We start from the raw sequence: 12,839 nt of genomic DNA, 5'->3' as shown, positions 1-12,839 counted from the left end.
CTTCGCGAAGTGGTAACCAATTTGCAAAGGGCTGGGCGTAAGCCGACGAGACGACGACCGACGCCCGGCCAGGTGCGGTCTGATTCGCGCGAGGATCTCCCGCATGCAGAACCTGATCGAAGCCTTCGTCCTCGGCATCGTCGAGGGCCTCACCGAGTTCCTGCCGGTCTCCTCGACGGGACATCTGCTGTTGCTGGGCCATTTCCTCGGCTTCGAATCGAACGGCAAGACCTTCGAGGTGCTGATCCAGCTCGGCGCGATCCTGGCGATTCTGCTGGTCTATTTCCGCCGCCTGCTCGACATCGCGCTGAGACTGCCGAGCGATCCTTCCGCCCGGCGCTTCGTCATCGGCGTGCTGATCGCCTTCCTGCCCGCCGCGATCATCGGCGCCGCCTTGCACGGCTTCATCAAGACCGTGCTGTTCAACCCCTTCATCGTCTGCTGTGCACTGATCGCCGGCGGCTTGATCCTGCTCGTCGTGGACGAGATGGAGCTGCAGGAGAAGCACACCGACGCCACGACTTTCCCGCTGCCGATGTATTTCAAGATCGGCCTGATCCAGTGCCTGGCGATGATCCCCGGCGTCTCACGCTCGGGCTCGACCATCGTCGGCGCCATGCTGCTGGGTGCCAGCAAGCGGGCTGCGGCCGAGTTCTCCTTCTTCCTCGCCATGCCGACCATGGCGGGCGCCTTCGCCTATGACTTGCTGAAGAGCTACAAGGACCTGACTTTCGACGACAGCATCCTGATCGTCGTCGGCTTCATCGCGGCCTTCTTCTCGGCTCTGATCGTGGTGCGCAGCTTCCTCGACTTCGTCTCGAAGCGCGGTTTCGCCCCCTTCGCCTGGTGGCGCATCATCGTCGGCATGGTCGGGCTCGCCGGCCTCTGGATCGTCGGTTGAACGGGCTGCTCACGTAAGTTCGTCGAACTCGCGACGTTATGGTCGGGCTTGTCCCGACCATCCACGTCTTCCTTCGCCGAAGCGGTTCAAGGCGTGGATGCTCGCCACAAGGGCGAGCATGACGACAACTGGGATTTGTGCCGCGTCCGGGGAGACTGGGGCACATTGCTCCCCCGATGATGTGGGAGCGTCGTGGGTTCAGGCCGGTCGCGACGTATCGGCCAGCGAGTCGGCGAGCGTCGGAGACCTCGTCGCCGGCATTTGCGGCAGGGAGGTTGTCTGCCGCTCGATCATGCGATGGACCACCGGCGGGTTCGGCCCGCTATGCAGCGCACGCACGCGCTCGCCGATCTCTGCATCGGCCTGGGTGACGCGCTGGTTCTGCCGGACATATTCGACCCAGGTCGGACTGTCGTAGCGCTCGATCCAGAGCGTCGGATCGGTCAGGTCGCGCAGCAGGGTCCAGTGCCGGGCGCCGTCGCGGCGCCGGATGCGGCGACGTTCCGCCATCACGGTCAGGAAGGCGACGACATCCTCCGGCTTGACGATGTATTCGATCGTCACGATCACCGGGCCGGATCGTGGCTCGATGTCGACCGCGACCTTCGGCTCGCGCCAGCGGCTGAGCGGATCGAGATTGAGCTCTTCCAGCGGCGGCAGCCGGTAGCGCAGCCCGAGCGCGGCGCCGGCCAGCAGCGTGACCGCCGAGATCAGCAGGGCCTTCTCGACGCCGAAATGTTGCGCCAGCCGGCCCCAGGCCCAGCTGCCGGTTGCCATGCCGCCGAAGGCCGCCATCTGGTAGGTCGCGAGCGCGCGGCCGACGACCCAGCGCGGCGCCGAGAGCTGCACCGTGGCGTTGAAGGTCGAGAGCGCGAGCACCCAGCAGGCGCCGCAGACGAAAAGCCCGGCCATTGCCAGCGGCATGGTCGCGCTGAGCGCGACGAAAATGACGCCCACGGCGTAGGCGGTGAAGGTGGAGCGAACCAGAGCTTCGGTGCTCATCGCCCGCCGCAGGCGCGCGCTCATGAAGGCGCCGGCCACCGCGCCGGCGCCGAACGCGCCGAGCAGCACGCCATAGGTGAGCGGGCCGCCGCGGACGAGGTCGCGCGCGATCAGCGGCAAAAGCGCCAGCCCGACGATGGCGCCGAAGCCGTAGACGAAGGCGCGCAGGATGACGGAGCGGATGTTCGGCGACATCGCGACATAGCGCACGCCCGCGCCCATCGCGATCAGCATCGTCTCGCGCGGCAGGAGCCGTTCGACCTTGGGCGGCTCCCAGCGCGCCAGCACGACGAGCAGCGGGATATAGCTGAACGCATTGATGGCGAAGGCTGCGACCGCGCCCGCGGCTGCGACGATCGCGCCGCCGATGGCCGGGCCGACGCTGCGGGCGATGTTGAAGGCGACGCTGTTCAGCGTCACCGCCGCCGGCACGTCGCGGCGCGGAACCATGTCACCGACCGATGATTGCCAGGCCGGGTTGTTGAGCGCCGTGCCGCAGCCGATCAGGAAGGTGAAGGTCAGGAGCAGCCAGGGCGTGATCAGGCCGAACCAGGCGAAGGCAGCCAGCGCCATCGAGACCAGCAGCATGAAGACCTGCGCGACCAGCAGGATACGGCGGCGATCGTAATTGTCGGCGATGGCGCCGGCGGCCAGCGAGAACAGCATCACCGGCAGGGTGGTCGAGGACTGCACCAGCGCCACCATCTCGGCCGAAGGCGAGATCGAAGCCATCATCCAGGAGGCTCCGACCGCCTGGATCAGACCGCCGAAATTCGAGGCGAGGCTGGCGAACCAGACGGCGCGGAAAATCGGCTGCTGCAGCGGAACGAAGGGCGAGACCCGGACCTGCGCTGGATTGATGCCTTCCGAGGCGAGCTCGGCTTCTACGACATCGGCCGTGGGCTGGGCGTGCGGATCGTCAGGCATGCCATAGGGTTAGAGCATGAGTGCGGGAGGGGAAATCCTTTCCATCTTGAAGATGTCGAAACTTGGAAAGTTTTTCTCCCTACGCCACCGCGGGCTGGCGTGCCTGCCGCGGCGGGCGCGGCTTGCGGGCGCGCAACCCATGGCCGAACGCGACCAGAAGCCCGGCCAGGACCACCCAATGCGCCGGCCGCAGCGAGGCATAATCCTGATAGGTCAGGATGTCGGAATTGGCCTGCAGGACCAGCCAGGCCGAGACGCCGGAGGTCGCCGCATACCAGCCGGCTTCCAGGCCGGCTGTGAGCAGCCCGGCGAGAAGCGCGACCCCGGCCAGAACCGGTGCCGAGACCGGCAGCTTCCAGCGATAAAGGCCGCGATACAGCATCAGCAGCAGGAATAGCCCGCTCGTCAGCACAGGCTCGGTGACATCGATCTTGGACTGCAGCGCGAAGTGCAGCAGCGCCAGCACCGCGATCGGATAGACGAGATTGTGCAGGCGCTGCCATTTCTTGCCGAGCCGGCGGATCATGCCGTCGGTCGAGGTCGCGCCGAGCGCGCAGAGGCCGAGGAGCGCCACGAAGCCGATGGTGAGGTAGAAGCGCTTGACGATCTCGGAGGCGATCAGCCCCCAGTCGAACGCCATGTCGATGCAATAGAGCGAGATATGGCCGAGCGCATAGGCCATCACGCCGAGCCCGAGCATGCGGCGGATTCCGATCAGCTTGCCCCAGTCGAACAACCGCCGGAACGGCGAGACGGCGAGCGTCACGACGAGGATTCTCACCGCCCATGTGCCGGTCTGGTGAATCGCTTCGGTCCAGGGCTTGGAACCAAGCTGATGCATCCAGGCAGCGTGGAGCAGCAGCAGCGCCGGCACGAACAGCAATGCGAAAGTCGCGGCCCGCAAGGCCGAGAAGCGGCCCTGTCGGTCGGTCCATGGCAGCCAAGCTTTCACGGGCGGTCTCCGATGCGAACGCTCATGCCCCCGGCATAAACGATAGGGTCGGCCACTGTCCTGCACGTCTGGACACAAGCGTGTGAATGGGGTGTCCTGCCGGCCCATTTCAAGCGGGTTTCACGATGGCTACCAGCAATCCCACCGTCGTCTTCGATGTCGGCAACGTGCTGCTGCGCTGGGATGCGCGGCTGATCTACAGCGCGCTGATTCCCGATCCCGAGCGGCTGGACTGGTTCATGCAGAATGTCTGCACCATGGCCTGGAACATCGAGCAGGATCGCGGCCGTTCCTGGGAGGAGGCCGTGGCGTCGCTGGTCGACCGGCATCCGGAATGGGAGCGCGAAATCCGCGCCTATGACGAGCGCTGGCACGACAGCATCCCGCACGCCATCGCGGACAGCGTCGCAGTGCTGGAGGAGCTGAAAGGGCAGGGCGAGAAGGTCTACGCCATCACCAATTTCTCGCGCGAGAAATGGGCGGAATGCCTGATCCGCTTTCCCTTCCTGCAGAGCTTCGACGGCGTCGTCGTCTCCGCCCACGAGCGCCTGCTGAAGCCGGACCGGGCGATCTACGAGGTGTTGCTCGGCCGCTATGGCCTTGAGGCGGGCGATTGCATCTTCGTGGACGACAGCGAGAAAAACATCGTGGGGGCCCGCGACGTCGGCATGCGGGCCCTCCATTTCGTCGAGCCCATCGACCTGCGCGCCGAGCTGCGCGGCCTGGGCGTCAGGCTCTGACGGGCAGAGCCTGACTTGTCGGAAGGGAGCGCGAGCCCTCAGGCCGCGCTCTTGATCGCGACGGTGGGGACGAGGCCTTCGGCATCGACGCCGCGCGCCTCGCGCAGCAGCCGGGTGCCCGCCTTGGTCGCGAGGAAGTCGGCGAGGACGGCATCCTCCTGCCGCACGAAGCCCTTGGCGGGCAGCTTGCCGGCGAGGAAGAGCTCGATCATCGCGACGCAGCCGGCGGCGGTGGTGAGCTGGATCGCGCCGAGCTCGTCATTGCCGTCATAGCGCAGCACGACGCTCTCCTCCTCGAGGCGACCGCGCCGCTCGCCGACGCCGGTGACGAAGATCACGACGACGTCCTTGCGGGTGAAGGGCGCGGAGTGGGTGAGGATGCGGCGCAGGGTCTCGCGGTCGTCGGCGAGGTCGAGATCGCGCAGCAGCAGCTTCATGATCTCGGCATGGCCGGGATAGCGCAACGTCTTGTAGCTCATGTTGCGCACCTTGCCGGCCAGCGTCTCGGTCAGCGTGCCCAGCCCGCCCGAGGTATTGAAGGCCTCGTAGGCAACGCCGTCGATCATGACGCCCTCGATGCCTTCGAGCGCCGGAACCAGCGTCGGCTGCCCGTCGAAGACGATCTCGCAGGGGTTGCAGTACTCGTTGATCAGCCCGTCGACCGACCAGGTCACGTTGTAGCGCAGCGCGTTGGTCGGATAGAGCGGCAGGGCGCCGACGCGCATCTTGATGGTCCGGACGTTCTCGAAGCGCGCCGCCATGTCGGCGCCGAGGATGCAGATGAAGCCGGGGGCGAGGCCGCATTGCGGGACGAGCGCGACATCGGAGGTCTCGCCGAGTTCCTTGATGTAGGAGGTGGTGGCGACGTCCTCGGTCAGGTCGAAATAATGGGTCTTGGTCTCGGCCGCGACCTTGGCGATGCCCTTGTTCAGGAAGTACGGACAGGCGCTGACGACGATGTCGCGGTCCTTGAGGAAGGCGCTGAGCGCAGCGAGGTCGGAGGCGTCGACGGTCGCGGTGGCGAAGCGGCCGCCGGCGGCATGCTTGAGCTGCGCCGCGGAAGCGTCGGCCAGCGTCACCTCATGGCCCTGCTCGGCCAGCATGCCGGCGATGATGACGCCGATCTGGCCGGCGCCGAGCACGGCAATGCGCTGCTTCTGGATGGTCATGTCGCGATCTCCTGACGGGTCGGGCAGGCAAGGCACCTCCCTCTCTCGCCAAGCATCGCTTCAGGCGGCGCACGCTTTAACGAGCGGATCGCCGCCGCGCGCAGCGATGTGCCTTCAAGATGAAGGGATATGCGCCAGATCGATGTGAAATGGACGAGAGGGCCCCCGGCGGGGCCGTCGCGGCAGTGTCAGCGCTCGAACTTCCGGGCCAGAATCACGGAGGATGTCGTGCGCCGGACGCCTTCCATCTCGGCGATCCAGTCGATGATGGTGTCGAGGTCGCTCGCCGTCTCGCACTCGATCTTGACGGACAGGTCGAAATGGCCGCTCAACGTGTGGCATTGCACGATTTCAGGGCGCTTCTTCAGGGCTGCGACCACGCCGCCCTGCTGCTTCACCTCGAGCTCGATCAGGATGAGGGCGGAGATCGTGGTGGCCGGCCGGGTCGCCTTGCCCAGGATCGTGGTGTAGCCCGCGATCACGCCGTCGCGTTCCAGCCGGGCCAGCCGCCCCTGCGCGGTCGCCCGCGAGACACCGAGCTGCTTCGCGATGTCGGACAGGGGAAGCCGGGCATTTTCAGTCAGAATGCGGATGAGCTCGCGGTCCTTCGCGGCGTCGGAGGGCCGTGCCATATCGTCTCCGGGTGTGAGATGGGCCGTCATATAGCAGGGAAATCGTGCAGCCCGGCAAGGCCGGCATGAAAGATCCGCCGGGCTTTCCCTCCGCGATCGGCGCAAGGGCTTGCCTACAAAGGAACATTTTGCAGGCGAAAGGTAATTCGGCGCGCCGGAAAGGGCTTGCCTCGGGGCGCAAATCGGAGTGGCATGCCGACCGGCGGCAGCACGCTTTGCCATGGAGAAGGTCATGTTCAGGACATTCATTCTCGCATCCGCATCGGCCCTTGCTCTTGCTTCCTTCGCGGCGACGCCGGCCTCGGCGCTGACGATGAAGGAGTGCAGCGTCAAGTATCAGGACGCCAAGAAGGCCAATGCGCTCAAGGGCCAGAAGTGGAACGATTTCCGCAAGGCCCAGTGTGGTGACGACGATGCCGCCGACGACGAGGCCGCGGCTGCGGTGCCGGCCGAGCCGGCGAAGCCTGCCGCAACGGCGGCGACGACGGCCGCTCCGGCCGCCAAGCCTGCTGCGATGCCTGCCGGCAAGGCCAAGGCGGCGGTGTTCCCCAGGGCCGTTTCGCAGAAGTATTCGAACGAGACCGCCGGCAAGGCGCGCCTCAAGACCTGCGTCGACCAGTACAACGCCAACAAGGCGGCCAACGCCAATGGCGACCTGAAATGGATCGAGAAGGGTGGCGGCTACTGGAGCCAGTGCAATACCAAGCTCAAGAGCTGAACCTCTTCCGGGCTTGTTCGGAACGCCGCGCCGCAGGGCGCGGCGTTTTCCGTTTCGGGGTATGCTGCGTCGGTGCCGGATCGCACCGTCATTCCTGAGCGAAGCGCAGACCCGGAATCCATCCTGGCGCAGCGAAGCCTGACGATGGATCACGGATCGGCGCCGCTGACGCGGCTTGTTCGGGATGGCGGCGCGGCTCCGTGTGCGAGCGGCGGTAACTAAAGCATCTGCGACGGACGAGAAGCGGGGTCAGACTGCCGCGCCGGCGGCGGATCGGACGGCCTCTGCCCCCTGCCGAGCATCTCGCCGCGGGCGCGGATGATATGCGCCGTCACCACCTCCTGAACCCGTTTTTCCGCGGCCTCGCGGACGACGCCGCGGTTGGCGGGGCGGCCTTCCTCGGTCTCGATCAGCTCGATCGTGGCGTTGGTCAGTGCGTCGACATCGCCCTTGCAGAACAGCATCGCCGCCTTGGCCACGACCTCCGCCTTCTCGTCGGTCAGCAGCATCGGCGCGCCTTCCCGGCTGATGCAGGCCAGCATCTTGCTGCGGATCAGGTCGCGCGTCTTCTCCAGCAGCGCCTTCTTTTCGGTCCGCGCCGCGCGCTCCCTCTCCGTCGCCTCGGGCGTCTGAGCCCGATCGGGCGCGCCGGGTGTCACCGGGCCGCGCGCATTGGCGCTCTGCTTCACGCATTCGACCAGAGCCGGCAGCATCTCGCCGGTCGAGGTGAGCGCGAAGGTATAGCGCGCGTCATTGGCGATCAGTTCGAGGTAGCGGCCCTGGCGGAAGGCGTTGATCAGGTTGGATTGCGCCGGCATAGCGATGGTCAGCAGCGTCGGCGTCTTGATGTTCGCCGTCACGTCGATGGTCGAGCTGCGGTCGAAAACGAGCCGGAGATTGAGCGTCTCGCCGGTCCTGAGCTTCCAGTCCGGCTTGGTGAAGCCGAGCAGCCAGGAATACTGCGCCGTCACCGAGGTCAGCATCGTCACGCCGCTCTTGTAGCGGGCGCTGACGGCGCAATGCGAGAAGGCGCCCGTCTGGTCGTTGGTGAAGGTGCCGCCCGACCAGTTGCCGACGACGATCTTGCCGAACGGGCCGGCAGCCTCCGCGGGAAGCGACAAAAGGCTGATCAAGGCGACGGCCGCGGCCCGCATTGTGGTTCCTCCGATGAGATTGGCGGCAAGCTAAAGGAGGACGGGCAAAAGGGGGAACGTTTTTTGGCGCAGTCCGGGGTCAGGCGGCTTCCTGCCGCAACGGCTTGAGGAGCATGGCGAGCAGGTCGCTCTGCGTCACCAGGCCGAGCAGGCGTTGCGTTTCGTCGACGATCACCACGGCGTGGTGGCGGCCATCCGTCAACGGCCCGATCAGCTCCACGGCGGGCGCATCGGGGCTGGCGGTATGGGCCGGCGTCATGACGTCGCCGACGCGCAGGCCCGGCCGCGTCAGCTCGCGCAGCCCGACGATGCCGAGCAGCCGGTTGTCGTGATCGACGACGGGCAGGGCGCGAACGCCGTGTTCGAGCAGGAGCGCACGTGCGGCTTCGATCTCACCGTGCCGGTCGATCCGGACGATGTCGCGGGACATGATGTCGGCGCAGCGCGGCAGGCCGCGCGAGCGCGAGAGCGCATGCATCTCGACACGCCGCAGCAGCTGGTCGAGATCTCCGCGGTCGATGTCGAAGGCCTCGCCGAGATCGCCGAGCGCCGCATCGATATCGGCCTCGTTGAAGCCGATACGTTGGCTGGCCGGCGGGTCGTTCGTTCCGTGCGGATTGGCAGCGGCCGCAGGACGATGCGGATAGCTGTGGCTGGAAAAGCGGTGGAACAGGATGCCGAGCAAGGTCAGCACCAGCGCATTCAGCCCGACCGGCACAAAGGCGAAGCCGAGGCCATAGGCGGAGACGAGAGGGCCGCCGAGCGCTGCCGTCAGCGCCGCCGCCCCGCCCGGCGGATGCAGGCAGCGCAGCAGCGACATGGCGGCGATGGCGAGCGCGACGGCGCTGCCGGCCGCGATGGCAGGCTCGGGAACATAGCGGCCGACCATGAGCCCGATCAGGGCCGAGACGGTATTGCCGCCGACGATCGACCAGGGCTGCGCGAGCGGGCTCGACGGTATCGCGAAGAGGAGCAGGGCCGAGGCACCCATCGGCGCGGCGAGCAGCGGCAAATGCGGGTCGTTGCCGAGCAGAAGTCCGCAAATCAGCCCGGTCGCGCCGACGCCGATCAGCGCGCCCAGGCAGGCGATGAGCCGGTCGCGCCAGGTCGCGCCGGCCAGGATCGGCGCGAAGAGCTTGCCGCGCCGGCGCTGGCCGGTCTGTGGTTCGAGAACGGGGAGGGGCATTGAACTCGGCTGGCGCTGCTCAAAATTTCGGCAGGCTCAATACGCCCGAGAAGGTGGCCGGACAATGCGATTCTGCTGCCGCGCCCGAGTCCGGAGATGGGAAAAGCAGAAATCGCTCTTCGCGTGACGGGCCTTGGAAATTTGATCTCTGTGAAAAAAGGTCGACCGGCCGGGTTGGCCGGTCGACCTGAGGACGATCAGTCGACCACGCGCACAGCGCCCTTGGCGGCGCTCGTCGTCGTCGCGGCGTAGGCCTTGAGCGCGGTCGAGACCTTGCGCTTGCGCGGGGCGGCCGGCTTCCAGGCGTCCTTGCCCTTGGCCTCCATTGCCGCGCGGCGCCGCGCCAGCTCCTCGTCCGGAACCTTGAGCTCGATCGAGCGGTTCGGGATGTCGATCGCGATGATGTCGCCGCTCTCGACGAGGCCGATCGCGCCGCCCTCGGCCGCTTCCGGCGAGACATGGCCGATCGAGAGGCCGGACGAGCCGCCCGAGAAGCGCCCGTCCGTGATCAGCGCGCAGGCTTTTCCGAGGCCCTTCGACTTCAGATAGCTGGTCGGATAGAGCATCTCCTGCATGCCCGGCCCGCCGCGCGGCCCCTCATAGCGGATCAGCACGATGTCGCCGGGGTTGACCTTGCGGTTGAGGATGCCTTCGACCGCCGCGTCCTGGCTCTCGAAGATCACGGCCGGACCGGAGAATTTCAGGATCGAGGCATCCACGCCCGCCGTCTTCACGATGCAGCCGTCCAGCGCGATGTTGCCGAACAGCACGGCCAATCCGCCATCCTTGGAATAGGCATGCTCGGCGCTGCGGATCACCCCCTTCTCGCGGTCGTCGTCGAGCTCGGCGAAGCGCCGGTCCTGGCTGAAGGCGGTCTGGGTCGGCACGCCGCCGGGCGCAGCGCTGTAGAAGGAGCGCACCGCCTCGCTCTGCGTCAGCGTGATGTCCCAGCGCGAGAGAGCTTCGGCCATCGTCGCGCTGTGGACGGTCGGCAGCGAAGTGTCGATCAGCCCGGCGCGGTCGAGCTCGCCGAGGATCGCCATGATGCCGCCGGCCCGGTGGACGTCTTCCATATGCACGTCGGCGACGGCGGGCGCGACCTTGCACAGCACGGGCACGCGCCGCGACAGCCGGTCGATATCGGCCATGGTGAAGTCGATCTCGGCCTCATGGGCCGCCGCCAGCAGGTGCAGCACCGTGTTGGTCGAGCCGCCCATGGCGATGTCGAGCGTCATCGCGTTCTCGAACGCCTTGAACGAGCCGACATTGCGCGGCAGCACGCTCTCGTCGTCCTGGTCGTAATAGCGGCGCGCGATATCGACGATCAGATGGCCGGCCTCGACGAAGAGGCGCTTGCGGTCTGCGTGGGTGGCGAGCGTCGAGCCGTTGCCGGGCAGCGCGAGGCCGAGCGCCTCGGTCAGGCAGTTCATCGAGTTGGCGGTGAACATGCCCGAGCAGGAGCCGCAGGTCGGGCAGGCCGAGCGCTCGATCACGTCGACCTCGGCATCGGTGTACTTGTCGTCGGCGGCCGCGATCATCGCATCGACGAGGTCGACCTTCTTCAGCACGCCCTCGGCGATGAACTTGCCGGCCTCCATCGGCCCGCCCGAGACGAACACGGTCGGGATGTTCAGGCGCATCGCCGCCATCAGCATGCCCGGCGTGATCTTGTCGCAGTTGGAGATGCAGACCATCGCGTCGGCGCAATGGGCGTTGACCATGTACTCGACGCTGTCGGCGATGAGCTCGCGCGAGGGCAGGCTGTAGAGCATGCCGTCATGGCCCATGGCGATGCCGTCATCGACCGCGATGGTGTTGAATTCCTTGGCGACGCCGCCGGCCTTCTCGATCTCGCGCGCGACGAGCTGGCCGAGATCCTGGAGATGGACGTGGCCCGGCACGAACTGCGTGAAGGAGTTGACCACCGCGATGATCGGCTTGCCGAAGTCGCCGTCCTTCATGCCGGTGGCACGCCACAAGCCGCGGGCGCCGGCCATGTTGCGGCCGTGGGTGGAGGTTGCTGATCTCAGCCTGGGCATCTCATGCGTCTCCGGTCTCGGGCTCCTGGCGTCCCGTTGGGCGGCAAACTATCGTCGCCGCGCCTTGCGACAAAATTGAATTCTTCGATTTCCATGATCGGCGCCGCGCATGGCGGCCATCCACCCCTGCATGCGGGACAGATGGTTTCCGAATTGGCATAACGGCTGCCGCTGGATTGCAATGAGCTGAGGGCGCTGCGCCATGCTGCGCAATATCGACGTCGATCTGCTGCGCAGCTTCGTCACCGTCGCGGAGCTGCGCAGCTTCACGCGCGCGGCGGCCGCGCTGTTCCGCAGCCAGTCGACGGTCAGCACGCAGATCCGTCGCCTCGAGGAACTGGCCGGGCAGACGCTGCTGCAGCGTTCGCCGCAGGAAGTGCTGCTGACGCGCGCGGGCGAACAGTTCCTCGGCTATGCCCGCCGGATCGTCGCCCTGCATGACGAGGCGCTCGACGTCATCAACGCGCAGAGTGTGAGCGGCCGCGTCAGGCTCGCCGTGATGGACGACTACGCCACGATCGTCTTGCCGGAGACGCTCGCCCGCTTTGCCCGCTCCCATCCCGAGGTGGAGCTCGAGGTCACGACGGGCTTCACCCGCGACCTGCTGAACAGCCTCGGCGAAGAGTTCGATCTGGTTCTCGCCACACAGAAGGCCGGTGATGGTCGTGGTCAGGTCCTGCGCCGGGAACACACCGCCTGGGCCTGCTCGGACCGCGCCGCCTTTGCGCTGGAGGAGCCGCTGCAGCTCGCCTTGCTGAAGGCGCCCAACATGTTCCGCGAATGGGCGCTCGAGGCGCTGAACGAGGCGGGGCTGCGCTGGCGCGTCCTGTTCTCGTCATCGAGCATCGGCGCCGTCGAGGCGATGGCGGCATCAGGGGCGGCGCTGACCGTGGTCAAGGCGGGCACCGCTCGCCCCGAGCTGCAATTGCTGGGACCGGAGCAGGGGCTGCCGGCTTTGCCTGCCTCCGAGATCGCGTTGCACCAGGCGCCGGGGCGCGCAACGGCGGCGGTGGCGGCGCTGAGCGACTTCCTGGCCGAAGCCCTGAGCGATGCGCCGGCTGCGTCCTGAAGGCACGGGACCTCGCGCTCTCCTGGCATCTTCCGCCTGGCCTGATGACGGATGGCGCCGGATTGGCCCCGGAGCGGACGAGAATGGCGCTCTCCGGCTTGTGGAAAACTCAGGAGTCCGGATAACTCATTGAATTCACGAAAAAATCTGGCTCTGTCGAAAAACTTTCAAAATCGCCGTTGACAGCGAAAAGGGGCGCGCCCTATAAGCCACCCATCGAGACGGCGCCGCCGCTGAGCGGCGCCTCTTCTGCGCTTCCTGATGAGGCTGGGGCTGACGTCCGGGACACCGGGCGAGTTCCTGTCGGAATTTGTAGAGCGCACGCTGTTTGAAAATTGAAGACAGAAAGA

Annotated in this window: 11 protein-coding genes; 4 read left to right on the top strand and 7 right to left on the bottom strand. The window is 66.7% G+C overall.

Annotated features, from left to right (window positions below; all coding sequences use genetic code 11):
* Positions 1-103 precede the first annotated feature (103 nt).
* Entirely contained in the window at positions 104-901 is a 798-nt protein-coding gene (locus AC1DNE_RS19960; RefSeq protein ID WP_441473030.1) for an undecaprenyl-diphosphate phosphatase, read from the top strand.
* Positions 902-1,099: 198 nt separating this feature from the next.
* Here the strand turns inward: AC1DNE_RS19960 and AC1DNE_RS19955 are convergent, their stop codons facing one another.
* Together AC1DNE_RS19955 and AC1DNE_RS19950 are read right to left on the bottom strand one after the other, a co-directional pair.
* Positions 1,100-2,830 (bottom strand): MFS transporter, encoded by a 1,731-nt coding sequence (locus AC1DNE_RS19955; RefSeq protein ID WP_441473029.1) that lies wholly within the window; start codon positions 2,828-2,830, stop codon positions 1,100-1,102.
* Positions 2,831-2,909: 79 nt separating this feature from the next.
* Complete coding sequence (locus AC1DNE_RS19950) at positions 2,910-3,782, bottom strand: protein-methionine-sulfoxide reductase heme-binding subunit MsrQ (RefSeq protein WP_476765583.1); 873 nt, start codon at positions 3,780-3,782, stop codon at positions 2,910-2,912.
* A gap of 125 nt (positions 3,783-3,907) precedes the next feature.
* Here AC1DNE_RS19950 and AC1DNE_RS19945 point away from each other — a divergent pair, with 125 nt between their 5' ends.
* The gene (locus tag AC1DNE_RS19945; protein WP_476841163.1) at positions 3,908-4,522 is read left to right on the top strand and encodes an HAD family hydrolase; all 615 of its coding nucleotides are present in this window, start codon (positions 3,908-3,910) and stop codon (positions 4,520-4,522) included.
* Between the two features lie 38 nt (positions 4,523-4,560).
* Here the strand turns inward: AC1DNE_RS19945 and AC1DNE_RS19940 are convergent, their stop codons facing one another.
* Positions 4,561-5,691: a saccharopine dehydrogenase family protein gene (locus AC1DNE_RS19940; RefSeq protein ID WP_476765582.1), complete on the bottom strand. Its 1,131-nt coding sequence runs from the start codon at positions 5,689-5,691 to the stop codon at positions 4,561-4,563.
* 188 nt (positions 5,692-5,879) lie between these two features.
* The gene (locus tag AC1DNE_RS19935) at positions 5,880-6,323 is read right to left on the bottom strand and encodes an Lrp/AsnC family transcriptional regulator (RefSeq protein WP_441473025.1); all 444 of its coding nucleotides are present in this window, start codon (positions 6,321-6,323) and stop codon (positions 5,880-5,882) included.
* 232 nt (positions 6,324-6,555) lie between these two features.
* On the opposite strand from AC1DNE_RS19935, the gene AC1DNE_RS19930 reads away from it, so the two are divergent.
* On the top strand, positions 6,556-7,041 hold the full coding sequence (locus tag AC1DNE_RS19930) for a hypothetical protein (RefSeq protein ID WP_441473024.1): 486 nt from the start codon (positions 6,556-6,558) through the stop codon (positions 7,039-7,041).
* A gap of 218 nt (positions 7,042-7,259) precedes the next feature.
* Here the strand turns inward: AC1DNE_RS19930 and AC1DNE_RS19925 are convergent, their stop codons facing one another.
* The 3 genes from AC1DNE_RS19925 to ilvD form a co-directional block, all read right to left on the bottom strand.
* Positions 7,260-8,195 carry a hypothetical protein gene (locus AC1DNE_RS19925; protein WP_476765581.1) on the bottom strand — a complete coding sequence of 312 codons (936 nt, stop codon included), beginning with the start codon at positions 8,193-8,195 and terminating at the stop codon, positions 7,260-7,262.
* A 79-nt stretch (positions 8,196-8,274) separates the two neighbouring features.
* Positions 8,275-9,381, bottom strand: a complete 1,107-nt coding sequence (locus AC1DNE_RS19920) for an HPP family protein (RefSeq protein WP_441473022.1) — start codon at positions 9,379-9,381, stop codon at positions 8,275-8,277.
* A 197-nt stretch (positions 9,382-9,578) separates the two neighbouring features.
* Positions 9,579-11,420 carry a dihydroxy-acid dehydratase gene (gene ilvD, locus AC1DNE_RS19915; RefSeq protein WP_441473021.1) on the bottom strand — a complete coding sequence of 614 codons (1,842 nt, stop codon included), beginning with the start codon at positions 11,418-11,420 and terminating at the stop codon, positions 9,579-9,581.
* Between the two features lie 202 nt (positions 11,421-11,622).
* Between ilvD and AC1DNE_RS19910 the strand changes: the two genes are divergently transcribed.
* Positions 11,623-12,489: a LysR substrate-binding domain-containing protein gene (locus AC1DNE_RS19910; protein ID WP_441473020.1), complete on the top strand. Its 867-nt coding sequence runs from the start codon at positions 11,623-11,625 to the stop codon at positions 12,487-12,489.
* Positions 12,490-12,839: the final 350 nt, after the last annotated feature.

The organism is Allobosea sp. 05L423 (assembly GCF_056397745.1).
This window is presented reverse-complemented; position numbering and strand designations above follow the sequence as displayed.